14 protein-coding genes and 1 tRNA gene are annotated in these 16,559 nt (G+C 69.2%); 9 read left to right on the forward strand and 6 right to left on the reverse strand.

The window, feature by feature from the left end; all coding sequences use genetic code 11:
• Window positions 1–144: 144 nt before the first annotated feature.
• From NBY69_RS19880 to NBY69_RS19905, 6 genes are all read left to right on the forward strand, one after another.
• Window positions 145–912 (forward strand): DUF881 domain-containing protein, encoded by a 768-nt coding sequence (locus NBY69_RS19880; RefSeq protein ID WP_250302370.1) that lies wholly within the window; start codon window positions 145–147, stop codon window positions 910–912.
• Window positions 913–974: 62 nt separating this feature from the next.
• Window positions 975–1,691: a class E sortase gene (locus NBY69_RS19885; protein WP_250302371.1), complete on the forward strand. Its 717-nt coding sequence runs from the start codon at window positions 975–977 to the stop codon at window positions 1,689–1,691.
• Window positions 1,692–1,751: 60 nt separating this feature from the next.
• Window positions 1,752–1,928, forward strand: a complete 177-nt coding sequence (locus NBY69_RS19890; RefSeq protein ID WP_250302372.1) for a hypothetical protein — start codon at window positions 1,752–1,754, stop codon at window positions 1,926–1,928.
• Window positions 1,925–2,563, forward strand: coding sequence for an aminodeoxychorismate/anthranilate synthase component II (locus NBY69_RS19895; RefSeq protein WP_250302373.1), 639 nt, complete (start codon window positions 1,925–1,927; stop codon window positions 2,561–2,563). Before NBY69_RS19890 ends, NBY69_RS19895 begins: the two co-directional genes overlap by 4 nt.
• 248 nt (window positions 2,564–2,811) lie before the next feature.
• The gene (locus NBY69_RS19900; RefSeq protein ID WP_374211304.1) at window positions 2,812–4,056 is read left to right on the forward strand and encodes a class E sortase; all 1,245 of its coding nucleotides are present in this window, start codon (window positions 2,812–2,814) and stop codon (window positions 4,054–4,056) included.
• Between the two features lie 27 nt (window positions 4,057–4,083).
• Window positions 4,084–4,818: a class E sortase gene (locus NBY69_RS19905; protein WP_250302374.1), complete on the forward strand. Its 735-nt coding sequence runs from the start codon at window positions 4,084–4,086 to the stop codon at window positions 4,816–4,818.
• A 110-nt stretch (window positions 4,819–4,928) separates the two neighbouring features.
• Here the strand turns inward: NBY69_RS19905 and pknB are convergent, their stop codons facing one another.
• The 6 genes from pknB to NBY69_RS19935 form a co-directional block, all read right to left on the reverse strand.
• Complete coding sequence (pknB, locus tag NBY69_RS19910; protein ID WP_250302375.1) at window positions 4,929–6,926, reverse strand: Stk1 family PASTA domain-containing Ser/Thr kinase; 1,998 nt, start codon at window positions 6,924–6,926, stop codon at window positions 4,929–4,931.
• A gap of 163 nt (window positions 6,927–7,089) precedes the next feature.
• A complete protein-coding gene (locus NBY69_RS19915) occupies window positions 7,090–8,550 on the reverse strand; it encodes a penicillin-binding protein 2 (RefSeq protein ID WP_250302376.1) in 1,461 nt (486 codons plus the stop codon).
• Window positions 8,547–9,965: an FtsW/RodA/SpoVE family cell cycle protein gene (locus NBY69_RS19920; RefSeq protein WP_250302377.1), complete on the reverse strand. Its 1,419-nt coding sequence runs from the start codon at window positions 9,963–9,965 to the stop codon at window positions 8,547–8,549. Before NBY69_RS19920 ends, NBY69_RS19915 begins: the two co-directional genes overlap by 4 nt.
• Window positions 9,966–9,989: 24 nt before the next feature.
• A complete protein-coding gene (locus NBY69_RS19925; protein WP_250302378.1) occupies window positions 9,990–11,498 on the reverse strand; it encodes a PP2C family serine/threonine-protein phosphatase in 1,509 nt (502 codons plus the stop codon).
• Window positions 11,499–11,627: 129 nt separating this feature from the next.
• Window positions 11,628–12,146 carry an FHA domain-containing protein gene (locus NBY69_RS19930; RefSeq protein ID WP_250302379.1) on the reverse strand — a complete coding sequence of 173 codons (519 nt, stop codon included), beginning with the start codon at window positions 12,144–12,146 and terminating at the stop codon, window positions 11,628–11,630.
• 10 nt (window positions 12,147–12,156) lie between these two features.
• Window positions 12,157–12,987 (reverse strand): DUF3662 and FHA domain-containing protein, encoded by an 831-nt coding sequence (locus tag NBY69_RS19935; RefSeq protein ID WP_250302380.1) that lies wholly within the window; start codon window positions 12,985–12,987, stop codon window positions 12,157–12,159.
• Between the two features lie 317 nt (window positions 12,988–13,304).
• Between NBY69_RS19935 and NBY69_RS19940 the strand changes: the two genes are divergently transcribed.
• From NBY69_RS19940 to mgtA, 3 genes are all read left to right on the forward strand, one after another.
• Window positions 13,305–13,390, forward strand: a tRNA-Leu gene (locus tag NBY69_RS19940).
• 152 nt (window positions 13,391–13,542) lie between these two features.
• A complete protein-coding gene (locus tag NBY69_RS19945; protein WP_250302381.1) occupies window positions 13,543–13,905 on the forward strand; it encodes a metalloregulator ArsR/SmtB family transcription factor in 363 nt (120 codons plus the stop codon).
• On the forward strand, window positions 13,889–16,555 hold the full coding sequence (gene mgtA / locus NBY69_RS19950) for a magnesium-translocating P-type ATPase (protein WP_250302382.1): 2,667 nt from the start codon (window positions 13,889–13,891) through the stop codon (window positions 16,553–16,555). Before NBY69_RS19945 ends, mgtA begins: the two co-directional genes overlap by 17 nt.
• Window positions 16,556–16,559 lie beyond the last annotated feature (4 nt).

A 16,559-nucleotide genomic window follows, 5' to 3' on the forward strand; every position in this document is an offset into this window, starting at 1 on the left:
GGGACTCTCCTGTCGATGCGCTGCGTGACCGCGCAGGGGGAACTGTGTGGGAAGTGCTCGGGAGCGGATGCGACGGGGCGCATTGCCTCCCCCTGGCGTCCGTTAGCGTAGTGCTTCCGGGGTGTGGAAGGAGATAAGGGTACGTTGAGCAATTCTGGCGACTCTCCCGCAGGGGCCGCGCGCAGCCGCGGACGGCGGCCCGTCCGTGTGCTCACTGCCGCTGTCTTCGCGCTCGCCGGTCTCATCTTCGTCACCAGTTTCAACACGGCCAAGGGCACCGATATCCGGACCGATGCGTCGATGCTGAAACTCTCGGACCTCATCCAGGAACGCAACGAGAAGAACAAAGAGCTCGACGAGTCCACCGCATCGGTGCGCGGAGACGTCGACGCGCTCGCCCGCCGTGACGGCGGGAGCACGAAAAAAGAGGACGCCGATCTCAAGGCGCTGGAGAAGTCGGCCGGTACCGAGAAGCTCAGCGGCCCCGCGGTGACCGTCACGCTCGACGACGCACCGCCCAACGCCACCGCCAACCCCGGCTACCCCGACCCGCAGCCCAACGACCTGGTGATCCACCAGCAGGACCTCCAGGCGGTCGTCAACGCCCTCTGGCAGGGCGGCGCCAAGGGCATCAAGGTCATGGACCAGCGGCTGATCACCACCAGTGCGGTGCGCTGCGTCGGCAACACCCTGATCCTCCAGGGCCGCGTCTACTCGCCGCCCTACAAGGTGACGGCCGTCGGCGACGTGGACAAGCTGAAGCGGGCGCTCACGGCCTCCCGGTCCATCCAGAACTACCTGCAGTACGTGAAGGCGTACGGGCTCGGCTGGAAAGTCGATGCGTACAGAGCGGTGACTCTTCCCGGGTACTCGGGCACAGTGGATCTCCATTACGCGCAGCCCGTGAAGTAGCGGGGTCTGTGAAGGAGCAGAGCCTGTGGGGCGGCCGGACAGCTCAGGGGAGGCGGCGGGCGGTGACCGTGCGACTGGTCGTCAGAAGCTTCAGTGAACTCTGCATCACCGTCGGCGCCCTGATCGTGCTGTTCGTGGTGTATCTCCTCTTCTGGACGGGGATCAAAGCGGACAGTGCCGCTGACCACCAGATCGATGACCTCCACCGTCAGTGGGCCGGCGCGACCGCCTCTCCCGGTGCCGCGTCCGGGGCGGGCGGCACGTCGTCGAAGCCGGGGCGGACCGCGTCGCCCGCCCCGGTGGCGTACCGGGCGGGAAAGCCCTTCGCGGTGATGTACGTCCCACGGCTCGGCCGGAGCTGGTCGCGGCCCGTGCTGCAGGACACCGCCGTCGGGACGCTCCAGAAGGGGCTCGGCCACTACGCGGGCACCGCGCGGCTGGGCGACACGGGGAACTTCGCGGTCGCGGGTCACCGGCGGACGTACGGCGACCCGTTCAAGGACTTTCCGGAACTGCGGCCCGGGGACGCCGTGGTGCTGACGGACGGGACCACCTGGTTCACGTACCGCATCGACAAGAAGCCCTATCTGACCGTCCCCTCGGACACCGGCGTCATCGATCCGGTGCCGGTGAAGTCGGGTTTTCAGGGACCCGGCCGCTATCTCACACTGACCACCTGCGACCCGGAATGGGGCAGCAGTCACCGGCTGATCGCGTGGGGTCACCTCGACTCCACCCAGCCTGTGACCAAGGGCAAGCCGGCCGCTTTGCTCAGGTGACCCACCAGCGCCTGCCCCCGCCCTTTAGTCTGGTCCGGTACCACGAACGGAAGGGACAGCATGTACGGCTGGATCTGGCGGCATCTGCCGGGCAACGTATGGCTGCGGGCGGTCGTCTCGCTCGTGCTGGTGCTCGCGGTCGTCTACCTGCTCTTCCAGTACGTCTTCCCGTGGGCGGAGCCGCTGCTTCCGTTCAACGATGTGACGGTCGACCAGGGCTTGGGGGTCATCCGATGAGCGCCCGCATCCTGGTCGTCGACAACTACGACAGCTTCGTGTTCAACCTGGTCCAGTACCTGTACCAGCTGGGCGCCGAGTGCGAGGTCGTACGGAACGACGAGGTGACCCTCGCGCACGCGCAGGACGGCTTCGACGGCGTACTGCTCTCCCCCGGCCCCGGAACGCCCGAACACGCGGGCGTCTGCGTGGACATGGTGCGGCACTGCGCCGACACCGGGGTGCCCGTCTTCGGTGTCTGCCTGGGCATGCAGTCGATGGCGGTGGCGTACGGCGGTGTCGTGGACCGCGCCCCCGAGCTGCTGCACGGCAAGACGTCCTCGGTCACGCACGAGGGGGCCGGGGTGTTCAGCGGGCTGCCCTCGCCGTTCACCGCGACCCGGTACCACTCGCTCGCCGCGGTGCCGCAGACGGTGCCGGCCGAGCTGGAGGTCACGGCGTGGACCGCGGACGGCATCATCATGGGGCTGCGGCACCGTGAACTGCCGGTCGAGGGCGTGCAGTTCCACCCCGAGTCGGTACTGACCGAGCACGGCCATCTGATGCTCGCCAACTGGCTCGTCCAGTGCGGGGACACGGGGGCCGTCGGCCGGTCGGCGGGCCTGGCACCGGTGGTGGGCAAGGCCGCGGCGTGACAGAGCTGCGCCCCGGACACGACGGTTCGGGGGCATCGGAGCCGCCGGAAGGGGCCGGGACCGCCGGGCGGGCGTACGACCCTCTGACGGACCCGCTGCCGCCCGGAGCGCCCGGCGAACACCCTTCGCCGTGGTTCCGCACCGAGGAGGCGCCGTCGGGGGCGCACAGACGGCCCGAGCCCGTGGTGCAGGACCCGCCGCAGGACTGGTACGGGCGCGAGCCCGCGTACGAGCCGGAGGCGGCGCGGATTCCTGCGCCGGGTGCCACGGTTCAGGATCCCGCGAAACCGGGTGCCGAGCGTCCGGGTGCTGAGCGTCGGGGAGCCGAGCGTCCGGGAGCGGTGGATCCCGGTGCGGGGATTCGGGGTGCCGCGAATCCGGTGACTGTGAATCCGGTAGTCGTGAATCCGGTTGTCACGGATCCGGTTGTCCCGGATCCGGCTGTCCCGGGCCGAAGTGCCGCGAATCCGGTGCGCGTTGAGCCGGTGCCCGCTGACCCGGTGCCCGCTGGCCCCGGCTCCGCGCACCGGGCGATGGCGGATCCGCCCGTGGTGGATCTGCCGCCGGAACCGGTCACCCAGGTTCTTCCCGGACCGGTCCCCGCCTTCGACCCGGAGCCGGACGACCGGACCGTCCTGCTCCGGAAGACCGAGCCGGCGCCCGAGCCGCCCGTGCCGACCGGGGGCCGCGCGGAGCGCCGTAAGGCCGCCAAGGGGCGGGGCCGTAAGGCCGCCGTGCCCGCCGAACCCGTCATCCCGGCCATCCCGCGCACCCGCATGGAGGCCCGTGCCGCGGCCCGTGCGCTCAAGGACAGCCCCGCGGTCATCGCCAGCCGGGCCATCGGTGAGATCTTCATCAGCCTCGGTGTGCTGATGCTGCTGTTCGTCACGTACCAGCTGTGGTGGACGAACGTACGCGCCCACCAGGAGGCGAACGGCACCGCCCACAGCCTGCAGGACGACTGGGCGAAGGGCGGGGACAAGAAGAGCGGGCCGGGCGCGTTCGAGCCGGGGCAGGGGTTCGCGATCATCCACATCCCCGAGCTGGACGTGGTCGTGCCGATCGCGGAGGGCGTCAGCAAGACCAAGGTCCTCGACCGCGGCATGGTCGGCCACTACAGCGAGGGCGACCTGAAGACGGCGATGCCGTCGGCGAAGACGGGCAACTTCGCGCTGGCGGGGCACCGCAATACGCACGGGGAGCCGTTCCGGTACATCAACAAGCTCAAGGACGGCGACAAGGTCGTCGTCGAGACCCAGGACGACTACTACACGTACGAGGTGACGAGCCACCTGGCGCAGACGTCCCCGTCGAACGTGTCGGTGATCGAGCCGGTGCCGGTGGGGTCGGGGTTCACCAAGCCGGGGCGGTACATCACGCTGACGACGTGTACGCCGGAGTTCACCAGTACGTACCGAATGGTCGTCTGGGGCAAGATGGTTGACGAACGGCCACGGAGCAAGGGGCTGCCCGACGCCCTGACCACGGGCTGAGCGTACGGACTACAGGGGACGGGTGCGGTGGCATCGACGACCGAGCAGGACGAGCAGACGACCGCGCCCCCCGCACGGCGCGGGGGGCGCGGCCCGGTCGCCACGGCGATCAGCGTCTTCGGTGAACTGCTCATCACGGCGGGCCTGGTGCTCGGGCTCTTCGTCGTCTACTCGCTGTGGTGGACGAACGTCGTGGCCGACCGGCAGGCCTCGAAGCAGGGCCACAGGATCCGCGACAACTGGTCGCACAGCGCCGGCACCGGTCCCGGCGAGCTGAACACCAAGGACGGCATCGGGTTCCTGCACGTGCCGTCCATGAAGAACGGTGAGGTGCTGGTCAGGAAGGGCACCAGTACGAGCGTGCTGAACGAGGGCGTCGCGGGCTACTACGTGAAGCCGGTCAAGTCGGCGCTGCCGGAGGACAGTACGGGCAACTTCGCGCTGGCCGCGCACCGCGACGGGCACGGTGCGAAGTTCCACAACATCGACAAGGTGCGGACCGGCGATCCGGTGGTCTTCGAGACGAAGGACACCTGGTACGTCTACAAGGTCTTCAAGGAGCTGCGGGAGACGTCGAAGTACAACGTGAGCGTGCTGCAGCCGGTCCCGAAGGAGTCGGGGAAGAAGAAGCCGGGGCGGTACATCACGCTGACGACCTGCACGCCGGTGTACACGTCGAAGTACCGGTACATCGTGTGGGGCGAGCTGGTGCGCACCGAGAAGGTCGACTCGAAGCGGACGCCGCCCGCGGAGCTGCGCTAGCGGGATCCGGCGGGACACGCGAGACCTGTTGTACGGGGGAAGCCCCGGCCCCGGAAGTCGATGGGGCCGGGGCTTCCCCCGTACGTACCGCTGTTGCGGCCGGTGCGCCGCTATCCGTGGTGCCCGTGTCTGCCGAGTCCGCCGAGGGTGGTGTTGCCACCCGCCGTGGTGAGGGTGATCTGGGTGCTGCCCGGGTCGTCCACCGGGGTGCCGGGGGCGGGGTCGACGTTGGTGACGAGGGCGCTGTCGTCACCGTTGCTGCCGCCCGCGATCTGGACGTTGGTGAACCCTGCCTGGTTCAGCATCTGCCTGGCGTCGGCGACGTTATGGCCCCGGACCTCGGGGATCGGGGTCTGCTGCGGGGTGGCCTTGGCCTTGGCGACCGTCAGGGTGACCGTCGAGCCCTTCTTCGCCTGGCCGCCGTCGGGCGACTGGGCGATGACCGTGCCGGGGGTCTGGTCCGACTCCTGGTCGGCGCCGCGGACGACCACGAATCCCACGTCGGTGAGCTGCTTGTTGGCGTCGTCGAACGTGTGGGTCTTGACGTCCGGTACATCGACCTTGTTCGAGGTCGCGATCTTGATGGTGACCTCGGAGCCCTTCTGGGCTTCGGTGTTGCCCTTCGGGGACTGGTCGAAGACCTTGCCCTCTTCGTTGTCGGACTCGACCTGCTGCGGGTTCACCTTGAAGCCCTTGCCTTCGAGGAGCTGTGTGGCCTCGTCCTCGGTGTCCCCGTTGACGTTGGGAACCTCGATCTTGGGGGCGCCGGTGGACACGACGACCGAGATGGTCTCGCCCTGCTTGATCTTCGGGCTGCCGAACTTCGGATCCTGGCTGCACACATTGCCCTTGGGCGCGTTGTCGCAGGGCTTGCTCTCGGCGACGGCCAGCTTCACTTTGGCGTTGACCGCGTACTCCTTCGCCTTGGCCAGTGGCTGGCCGACGAGCTGCGGTACGTCGACCTTGTCGCCGTCGCTGCCCGAGCTGGGGAAGAACGACTTGCCGATGAGGATCGCGCCGACCAGGACCAGGACGCCCGCCGCGACGAGCAGGATCGTCGAGGTGTTGGACTTCTTCTGGCTGCCACGGCCGCGGCGGCGGTCGGGGCGGTCGTCGTACCCGTAACCGCCGTCGTCCGGATTCATCGGGGGCAGCATCGAGGTCTGGCCGCCGTCGGCCTGGTCCTGCTGGCGTATGGCGGTCGTGGGCTGCTCGGCCTCGTACCCGCCGTACCCGACCCCGGCCATGGCCGCGGTCGCGGCGACCGGCTGGCCGTCGAGGCAGGCCTCGATGTCGGCCCGCATCTCGTCGGCCGACTGGTAGCGGTAGTCGGGGTCCTTGACCAGGGCCTTGAGGACGATGGCGTCCATCTCGGGCGTGATCTCGGGGTCGAAGTTGCTCGGCGGCTGCGGCTCTTCGCGTACGTGCTGATAGGCGACGGCGACCGGGGAGTCCCCGATGAACGGCGGCCGTACCGTCAGCAGCTCGTAGAGGAGGCAGCCCGTGGAGTACAGGTCGGAGCGGGCGTCGACCTGCTCGCCCTTGGCCTGCTCCGGGGAGAGGTACTGGGCGGTGCCGATGACCGCGGACGTCTGCGTCATGGTCATGCCGGAGTCGCCCATGGCGCGGGCGATGCCGAAGTCCATGACCTTGACCTGGCCGGTGCGCGTCAGCATGACGTTGGCCGGTTTGATGTCGCGGTGGACGATGCCGTTGCGGTGCGAGTACTCCAGCGCCTGGAGGATGCCGATGGTCATCTCCAGGGTGCGCTCGGGCAGCAGTCTGCGGCCCGAGTGCAGGAGTTCTCTCAGCGTCGATCCGTCGACGTACTCCATCACGATGTACGGGAGGGAGATGTTGTCGACGTAGTCCTCGCCGGTGTCGTAGACAGCGACGATCGCGGGGTGGTTGAGCGAGGCGGCCGACTGGGCCTCACGGCGGAACCGGGCCTGGAAGGACGGATCGCGGGCGAGGTCCGCCCGCAGCGTCTTCACGGCGACGGTGCGGCCGAGCCGGGTGTCGTGCGCGATGTGGACCTCGGCCATGCCACCACGGCCGAGCACCGAGCCCAGCTCGTACCGGCCGCCGAGGCGACGCGGCTCTTCCATAGCTAATCCAGCCCTCTCCGTATGTCCCGACCGCACCCTGGGGTGGTCCGGCGGTGTGCTGTTCGCGGATACGCTACCGGCCGCGGACGGCTGTTCAGGGCGCAATCGTCAGCTGATATCGGACCGGTATCGGGTCGGTATCGTGCAGGTTCCGGCACAGCCGTCACTTCTCGCTGTTGATGACGGCCTGCATCATCGCCTTGGCGATCGGAGCGGCGAGACCGCCACCGGAGATGTGTTCGCGGGTGGCGTTCGAGTCCTCGACGACCACGGCGACGGCGACCGGGGAGCCCTGGGCGGTCTTGGCGTACGAGATGAACCAGGCGTACGGGTTGCCGCTGTTGTTGATGCCGTTCTGCGCGGTACCGGTCTTACCGCCGACGGTCGCACCCGGGATCTTGGCCATGGTGCCGGTGCCCTTCTCGACCACCGTCTCCATCATCTGCTGGATCATCTGCGCGTGTTCCTTGGACATCGGCTCGCTCATCTTCTGCGGCTCCGTCTTGGCGACGGTGTCCAGATTGGGCGCGGTGAGCCGGTCGACCATGTACGGCTTCATGAGCGTGCCGTCGTTGGCGACCGCGGAGGCGACCATGGCCATCTGGAGCGGGGTGGCCGCCGTGTTGAACTGCCCGATGGAGGAGAGCGCGGTCTGTGCCCCGTCCATGTTCTTGGAGAAGACGCTCGCGTAGGCGCGGGTGGGGGTGAACTGCTCGCTGTTGAAGCCGAACTTCTCCGCCTCCGCCCGCATCTTGTCTTCACCGAGGTCGGCGCCGATCTTGCCGAAGACGGTGTTGCAGGAGACCTGCAGCGCCAGACGGAGACTCGCGTTCTTGCAGGGGAGGGGGCCCTCGTTCGGCAGGTCCTGCGTGGAGAGAGGCAGCTTCCACGGGAGCGGGGAGTCGGTCGGGGAATCGATGTTGCTGTACAGCCCGTTCTCCAGGGCGGCTGCCGCAGTGACCACCTTGAAGGCGGAGCCCGGCGGGTAGGTCTGGCGCAGCGCCCGGTTGAGCATGGGCTGGCTCTTGTCGTCGAGCAGCTTCTTGTAGTTCTTCGAGTCCGTGTCGGTGTTCCCGGCGAAGGACGAGGGGTCGTACGACGGCGTCGACGCCAGCGCGAGGATCGCGCCGGTCTTCGGGTCGAGGGCGACCGCCGCGCCCTTCTTGTCACCGAGGCCCTTGAACGCGGCCTTCTGGGCGTCCGCGTTCAGGGTGGTGACGACGTTGCCGCCCTGCTTCTTCGTGCCGGTGAACATGGAGAGCGTGCGGTCGAAGAAGAGCCGGTCGTCGTTGCCGGTGAGGATCGAGTCGTTCAGCTTCTCCAGCTGGGTGGCGTCGAAGACCTGCGAGGAGTACCCGGTGACGGGCGCCCACATCGGGCCGTCCTTCCAGGTGCGCTTGTACTTGTAGTACGTGCTGTCGCTGACGACGGACCCGGTGATGGGGTTGCCGTCGACGATGATGTTGCCCCGCTCGTGGGCGTACCGCTCGATGCCGATGCGGAGGTTCTGCTTCTTCGCGTTGAGTTCGTCGGCCTGGCCGTACTGGAGCCAGTTGGTGCGGACGATCAGGGCGAGGATGAGCACACCGCAGAAGATGGCGATCCGGCGCAGGGGCTTGTTCACGGTCGGACCACCTGGGTCATCTCGGCGTCGGGGGACGGGGCGGGGGCCGGTGCCGGGCGGCGGGCGGTGTCGCTGATGCGGATCAGGATGCCGATCAGTGCCCAGTTCGCGAGCACGGAGGAACCGCCGTACGCCATGAACGGCATGGTCATACCGGTCAGCGGGATGAGGCCCATGACACCGCCGGCCACGACGAAGACCTGGATGCCGAAGGCGCTGGAGAGGCCGACGGCGAGGAGCTTGCCGAAGGGGTCGCGGGCGGCCAGCGAGGTGCGGATGCCGCGCTCCACGATCAGGCCGTACACCAGCAGGATCGCCATCATGCCGGCGAGGCCGAGCTCCTCACCGGCGGTGGAGAGGATGAAGTCGGCGTTCGCGGCGAATCCGATGAGGTCGGAGTTGCCCTGCCCGAGGCCGGTACCGAGGGTCCCGCCGGCGCCGAACGACATGGCGGCTTCGGAGATCTGCCGGCAGGCGCCGCTCGGGTCGGTCGCGTAGCAGCTGAACGGGTCCATCCAGGCGGTGACGCGGTCCTGGACGTGCGGTTCGAAGGTGGCGACGGTGACCGCGCCGACAGCGGACATCAGCAGACCGAACACGATCCAGCTGGTGCGCTCGGTGGCGACGTACAGCATCACGACGAAGAGCCCGAAGAACAGCAGCGAGGTGCCGAGGTCGGTCTCGAAGACCAGGATGAGGATCGACAGGGCCCAGAGGGCCAGGATCGGTCCGAGGTCACGGCCACGCGGCAGGTACAAGCCCATGAAACGGCGGCTGGCCAGGGCCAGGGCGTCCCGCTTCACCATCAGGTAGCCGGAGAAGAACACCGCGATGATGATCTTCGCGAACTCGCCCGGCTGGATCGAGAAGCTGCCGATCCTGATCCAGATCTTGGCGCCGTACACGGAGGGGAAGAACATCGGCGCGATCAGCAGGACCAGCGCCACCACCATCGAGATGTAGGTGTAGCGCTGCAGGACGCGGTGGTCCTTGAGCAGCACCAGTACGGCGACGAAGAGGGCGACGCCCAGCGCCGAGTACAGCAGCTGCTTGGGGGCGTCCGGGCTGAAGGAGTGGTACAGCGCCTTGGACTGCCGGATCAGGCGTGGTGACTGGTCCAGGCGCCAGATCAGTGCCAGGCCGATCCCGTTGAGGAGCGTGGCCAGTGGCAGCAGCAGCGGGTCGGCGTACCGCGCGAACTTGCGGACCACGAGGTGGCCGACGCCCGCGAGCAGGGTGAGACCCGTGCCGTAACCGAGCATGCCGGAGGGCAGCGAACCGTTCATCGCGAGGCCGACGTTGGCGTACGCGAACACCGAGATGAAGACGGCGAAGGCGACGAGCATCAGCTCGGTGTTGCGGCGGCTCGGTGCTTCGATCGCGCCGATCGTGGTCGTGTTGGTGACAACGCTCATGGTGGTGAAAGGCCCCCTACGGCTCTACTGCTTACCGCACAACGGGACCAGCTTCTGTTCATCCTCCGAGAGGCTGGGGCCGGGCGTGGGTTTGTCGCTGGGCTTGGCGTTGGGCGAAGGCGTCACGGTCTTGGTCTTGGGGGACCCGACGGTGGTCGCGCTGTGTGTGGTGCGGGTACCCGGCGCGCTGGTGGTCTTGTTCTCGTCCTCGACCTTGCGGCGTTCCGCGTCCTTCTTGCAGGCGTTGGCCTGGTCGGCGAGTTCCGTGATCTTGCGGTTCGCCTGGCTGAGGCTGCCTGCGGTGATGGTCGCGTCGACCTGCTTGCGCTGGTACGGCGGGAGGTACTTGAGTTCGATCTCGGGGTGGTCCTTCTCGACCTTCGAGAGCGAGATCCAGGCGAGGTCCTGGCTGATGCCCTGGTAGAGCGCGACGTGCTCGTTGTTGGAGCCGACGTAGTACTGGTTCTGGGTCCAGCGGTAGCCGCCGTACAGGCCGCCGCCGACGACCGCGAGGACGAGCACGGTGTACAGCGAGCGCTTGAGCCACTTACGGCCGCCGGACGGCTTGGTGAAGTCCTCGTCGCTGTAGGAGCCGAAGCTGCCGTCGGGGGCCGCGCCGTATCCGTCGCCGCTTCCGGGCGGGCCGAAGCCGCCGGGCGCGGGCGGCGGGGACGCCTGACGGCCGAGGCCGGACGCGCGCCCGGCGGGGGTCTGCATGGCCCCGCCGTCGTGCTGGGCCGCCTGGTTCTCGGCGACCGCGCCGACGACGACCGGGGTGTCGTTGAGCTGCTGCGCCAGGGAGTCGTTGGAGTCGACGTCGAGGACGTCGGCGACGATGCAGGTGATGTTGTCGGGACCGCCGCCGCGCAGGGCGAGCTGAATCAGCTCCTGGATCGTCTCCGCGGGGCCCTGGTAGCTGGCGAGGGTGTCTTCCATCGTCTGGTGGGAGACGACGCCGGAGAGCCCGTCGGAGCAGATCATGTAGCGGTCGCCGGCCCTGACCTCACGGATGGAGAGGTCGGGTTCGACGTGTTCGCCGCTGCCCAGCGCGCGCATCAGCAGGGAGCGCTGCGGGTGGGTGGTGGCTTCTTCCTCGGTGATGCGGCCTTCGTCGACGAGGCGCTGCACCCAGGTGTGGTCCTGGGTGATCTGCGTGAGGACGCCGTCGCGCAGCAGGTAGGCGCGGGAGTCCCCGACGTGGACGAGGCCGAGCCGCTGACCGGTCCAGAGGAGGGCGGTGAGCGTGGTGCCCATGCCTTCGAGCTGGGGGTCCTCCTCGACCATCATGCGGAGCTGGTCGTTGGCCCGCTGCACGGCGGTGCCGAGCGAGGTGAGGATGTCCGAACCGGGGACGTCGTCGTCGAGCGTGACGAGCGTGGAGATGACCTCGGAGCTCGCGACCTCACCGGCGGCCTGGCCGCCCATTCCGTCGGCGATGGCGAGGAGCCGGGGGCCGGCGTAGCCGGAGTCCTCGTTTCCCTCGCGGATCATGCCCTTGTGCGAACCGGCGGCGAAGCGCAGGGACAGACTCATGCGCACCTCGCCCGTCGGCTCCGGGTACAACCGGTCTCGAGCCACACTGCCCACCCTCCGGTCGGGAGCACGCCCCGGCCCGTTGCCGGGACCGCTGCGGCTCGCTCGCTCCGCTCGCTCATTGTCGTACTACTTCCGCAGCTCGATGACGGTCTTGCCGATGCGGATCGGTGCGCCCAGCGGGATCGGTGTCGGGGTGGTCAGCCGGGTCCGGTCGAGATACGTGCCGTTGGTGGACCCGAGATCCTCGACGATCCACTGGCCGTCACGGTCGGGGTAGATCCTGGCATGCCTGCTGGACGCGTAGTCGTCGTCCAGCACGATTGTTGAATCATGTGCCCGGCCCAGCGTCACGGTCTGGCCCTGCAGGGCGACCGTGGTGCCGGTGAGGCTGCCCTCGGATACGACGAGTTTGGTGGGTGCGCCCCGGCGCTGGCGGCCGGTGGCCGGCTGCTGGCGCTGTTGCGGAGGCGCGGTGGCCTGCCGCGCGGTCTGCTGGGGTCGTGTGTCGGTGTTGCGGCGTGAGCCGCGTTGTGTGACACGCGTTCCGAACAGATCGCTGCGGATGACCTGGACGGCCACGATCACGAACAGCCACAGAACAGCTAGGAAACCTAGCCGCATGACCGTCAGGGTCAGCTCTGACATTGCCCCCGCTTCACCCTTCGGCTTGCCGGTAAACGATGGTGGAATTGCCCACGACGATCCGCGAGCCGTCGCGGAGCGTAGCGCGGGTGGTGTGCTGTCCGTCTACCACGATGCCGTTGGTGGAACCGAGATCCTGGATCGTCGAGGGGGAACCGGCGCGGATCTCGCAGTGCCGGCGGGATACGCCGGGGTCGTCGATCCGCACGTCGGCTTCGGTGCTGCGGCCGAGGACCAGAGTGGCGCGCGAGATCTGGTGGCGGGTGCCGTTGACCTCGATCCAGCGCCGGGTCTGGGTGCTCGGCATGGGGCCCGGCGAGGGTGTCCGGCCCGCGGGGCGATTGGCTCCGGGCGGCGGTGTGGCCGGCATGGGCGGGGCGGCCGAGGGCGGGTAGCCGTAGCCGCCTGCGCCGGGGCGCTGGGGGGCCGGGGGCGCCGCGGGACCGCGGTCGGCGCTCTGCTGGTTGGTGCTGGAGGCGAGGGTGCGGCTGCGGACGCGGTAGAGGCCGGTGTCGAGGTCGTCGGCCTTCTCCAGGTGGACCTTGATGGGGCCCATGAAGGCGTACCGCTGCTGCTTCGCGTAGTCGCGGACGAGCCCGGACAGTTCGTCGCCGAGCTGACCCGAGTACGGGCTGAGGCGCTCGTAGTCCGGTGTGCTCAGTTCGACGATGAAGTCGTTGGGTACGACCGTCCGTTCGCGGTTCCAGATCGTTGCGTTGTTGTCGCATTCGCGCTGGAGCGCGCCGGCGATCTCGACGGGCTGGACCTCGGACTTGAACACCTTCGCGAAGGTGCCGTTGACCAGACCTTCGAGACGTTGCTCGAACTTCTTCATGACTCCCATGAGGCACCTCCTCCGTCGTTGCCGTCCTGGTACTGCTTACTGATCGTATCCACGCGTGGGGAAAACGGCTGGTTCCCCTTGTCCGGCCTGTGGACGAGTGTCACCTCTCACACGGATCGTAGAGGTGGCTCCTCTCCCAGTGTCCCGCACGCATGGTTCACGTAGGAGGAGTGGGTGTGAAGGCCCCTCGTTCCACGAGGTGGGTGCCGGTCGCCTCCCCTGCGGAACGGATGTGAATCCACCCTGTCCAGCGTGCTAATCTTCCGGATGTCGCCAGGGAAACGCACCAGCCGGTGCGGGTCTCGGATACACCACTTGCGCGAGTGGCGGAACGGCAGACGCGCTGGCTTCAGGTGCCAGTGTCCTTAGGGACGTGGGGGTTCAAATCCCCCCTCGCGCACCATCGGAAACCGATGAACGGGTTCCCGGCAGTGATGAAAATCGCTGTCGGGGGCCCGTTTCTCGTTGGCGGGGATACACGGTCCGAGGCTCCAGGAGGTTCCGGCCTAGACTGGTGCGGTTCGGAACACGGTCCAGGCGGTTGGGGAAGGCGTAGTGGCGGCAGGCGTCGACAGGTTCGAGGATCCTTCCGCCGAGGTGCTCGCGGAGGCAGCCGCCGCTTTCGGTCTGCTGGCCTCGTCGGCCCGGCTGCACATCGTGTGGGCGCTGGCGCAGGGCGAGAGTGACGTGACCGGGCTGGCGGAACGGGTGGGCGGTGCGCTGCCCGCGGTGAGCCAGCATCTGACGAAGCTGAAACTGGCCGGTCTGGTGCGTTCCCGGCGGGAGGGGCGGCGGCAGGTGTACTTCGTCGACGATCCCGAGGTCGTGACGGTGGTGCGGCTGATGGTCGGCCAGCTGTCGGCGCGCGCCGGGGGAGGCACCTCCCGGGTGGATCACCTCCGTGGGACAGGCACCTGAGGCCGCCACGGCCCCGGAGCCCGGTCCCGCGGTCTCCGGTCCTTGGGCCGTACCGGCGCCCGGGGATGCGCCGACGGCGGTCGACGCGGGGCGGGAACTGGGTGCGCTGACCTCGCTCCAGGTGCTGCGGGCGCTCGACAGCGGGCCGCGGGGTCTGACGGATGCGGTCGCGGACGCGCGGCTGCGGGAGTGCGGCGAGAACACCCTGCCCGCCCGGCGCTCCGTTCCGTGGGCCGTGCGTTTCCTGCGCAGTGTGCGGGACCCCTTCACCGCTGTACTGCTCTGTCTCGGGCTGGTGTCGGCGCTCGTCGCCTCGTGGGGCACCGCGTCGGTGATCACGGCGCTGGCCGTGGTGAGCTGTGTGCTGCGCTCCACGGGCGAGCACCGTGCCGACCGGTCGATGGCGGCGCTGCGGGAGCTGGTGGCCACCACGGCCACCGTGCTGCGGCGGACCGGCGACGACGCGGCTCCGGTGGCCCGTGAGGTTCCGGTCGATCAACTGGTGCCGGGAGACGTGATACGTCTCGGTCCGGGGGATCTCGTGCCCGCCGATGTGCGGCTGCTGCGGGCCGTCGGGATGAGCGTGAACCAGGCGGTGCTGACCGGGGAGTCCGCCGCGGTCGCCAAGTACGCCGTCGATGTGCCGGAGACGCCGGGGGGCGATGCGTTCGAGCAGGCGCAGCTCTGCTTCCAGGGCAGCAGCATCGCGTCGGGCAGCGGCAGCGCCGTGGTGGTGGCGACCGGGGCGCGTACCCGGTTCGCGGCCGGGCAGGGGGCTGTCGGGCCGCGCGGGCCGAGCTCCTTCGACCGGTCGGTGCAGGGTATTTCGTGGATCCTCATCCGGTTCATGCTGCTGACTCCGCCGCTGGTGCTGATGGCGAACGCGGCGCTGCGCGGGCGCGGCCTGGAGACGCTGCCGTTCGCGGTCGCGGTGGCGGTCGGGCTGACGCCGGAGATGCTGCCGGTGATCGTCACCAGCTGTCTGGCACGTGGCGCTTCTCTCCTCGCCCGGCAGCACGGGGTGATCGTCAAGCGGCTGCCCGCGCTGCACGATCTGGGCGCCCTGGAGGTGCTGTGCCTGGACAAGACGGGCACCCTCACCCAGGATCTGCCCCGGGTCGACCGGGCGTTGGACGCGGAGGGCCGGGACGACCGCGAGGTGCTGCACTGGGCGGCGGTCAATGCCTGGTGGGCGCTTCAGCTGGCCGATCTCCCGGCGCCCGAGGTGCTCGACGAGGCGCTGCTGGACGCGTCGGACGGTGAGGAGTTCCTGCCGTACGACGGCATCGCCGCCCTGCCCTTCGATCCGGTGCGGCGGATCGCGACCGCCGTCGTCCGCGGTCCCGGCCGGCTGGGGGTCGACACCCTGGTGGTGAAGGGGGCCGTCGAGAACGTACTGGAGCGGTGTGCGCTCGACGACGCCGAACGGGAGCGGCTGCTGGCCTCCGCCGCCGTTCTCGCGCGGGACGGTGCGCGGCTGCTGGCTGTCGCGACCGCAGAGCGACCGGCGCGCAAGCGGGCGTACACCGTGGCCGACGAGCGCGGTCTGACCTTCCGGGGGTTCGTCACCCTGCGGGACGCGCTGGTGCCCAGTGCCGCCGCCGCGCTGTCCGCGCTGGCCGGGACGGGCGTCGCCGTGAAGGTCGTCACGGGGGATCATCCGGGGACGGCGGCCCGCGTCTGCCAGGACCTGGGCCTAGACCCGGGGAAGGTCCTCACCGCGCGGGACATCGACGCGCTCACCGACGCGGAACTGGTCGACGCGGGGCGCCACACGGTCGTCTTCGCGCGCTGCACCCCGGAGCACAAGGCCCGGGTCGTCCGTGCGCTGCGGGCGGACGGGCGTGTGTGCGGCTTCCTCGGGGACGGCGTCAACGACCTGCCCGCGCTGTACGCGGCGGATGTCGGGATCTGCCCGCGCGACGCCGTGGACGTGGCGCGGGAGGGCGCGGACGTGGTGCTCACCGAACACGCGAAGGACCTGTCGGCCGTCGAGCACGCGCTCGCGGCCGGGCGGCACAGCAGTGGCAACATCGCGACGTATCTGCGCATCACGCTCTCGTCGAACCTCGGCAACGTCATCGCGATGCTCGGGGCGGGGCTGCTGCTGCCGTTCCTCCCGATGCTTCCGGTGCAGGTGCTGGTGCAGAATCTGTGCTTCGACGCGGCGCAGCTCGCGTTCGCGTACGACCGCCCGTCAGTCGGCGTGCTGAAGCGCCCGTCCGCGCTGCGGGCGCCCGACTTCCTGCGGTTCATCACGGGTTTCGGCGCGCTGAACGCGGTTGCGGACCTGGCGACGTTCGCGGTGCTGGCGTACGCCGTGCACGGCCCCGGGGGCCCGGACAGCGAAACGGTTTTCCACTCGGGCTGGTTCGTGGAGAACCTGCTGACCCAGTCGCTGGTGATGCTCCTGCTGCGTACGGGCCGCCGCGCCGCCGAGGACGGCCGGACCAGTCCGGTCCGCTGGGCGGCGGGCGCGCTGGCCGCTGTCGGTCTGCTGCTCCCGGTCTCGCCGCTCGGCCCACTGCTGGGGATGGCGGCGCTGCCGGGCTTCTCCTATCCGCTGCTCCTGGTGGTCCTCGGTCTGTACGCGGTGGGGCTCGCGGCGGCTCGGCGCCGCTACGACAGCCGTTGTACGAGGCCGTGGTGACGGC

The organism is Streptomyces sp. A 4/2 (assembly GCF_940670765.1).
GTDB lineage: Bacteria > Actinomycetota > Actinomycetes > Streptomycetales > Streptomycetaceae > Streptomyces.

Excerpts from the sequence above, each read along its gene's own strand:
- NBY69_RS19890 (WP_250302372.1), top strand. The coding sequence starts at position 1,752 with ATGTACGGCTGGATCTGGCGGCATCTGCCGGGCAACGTATGGCTGCGG.
- NBY69_RS19895 (WP_250302373.1), top strand. The coding sequence starts at position 1,925 with ATGAGCGCCCGCATCCTGGTCGTCGACAACTACGACAGCTTCGTGTTC.
- pknB (WP_250302375.1), bottom strand. The coding sequence starts at position 6,926 with ATGGAAGAGCCGCGTCGCCTCGGCGGCCGGTACGAGCTGGGCTCGGTG.
- NBY69_RS19920 (WP_250302377.1), bottom strand. The coding sequence starts at position 9,965 with ATGAGCGTTGTCACCAACACGACCACGATCGGCGCGATCGAAGCACCG.
- NBY69_RS19925 (WP_250302378.1), bottom strand. The coding sequence starts at position 11,498 with ATGAGTCTGTCCCTGCGCTTCGCCGCCGGTTCGCACAAGGGCATGATC.
- NBY69_RS19930 (WP_250302379.1), bottom strand. The coding sequence starts at position 12,146 with ATGTCAGAGCTGACCCTGACGGTCATGCGGCTAGGTTTCCTAGCTGTT.
- NBY69_RS19935 (WP_250302380.1), bottom strand. The coding sequence starts at position 12,987 with ATGGGAGTCATGAAGAAGTTCGAGCAACGTCTCGAAGGTCTGGTCAAC.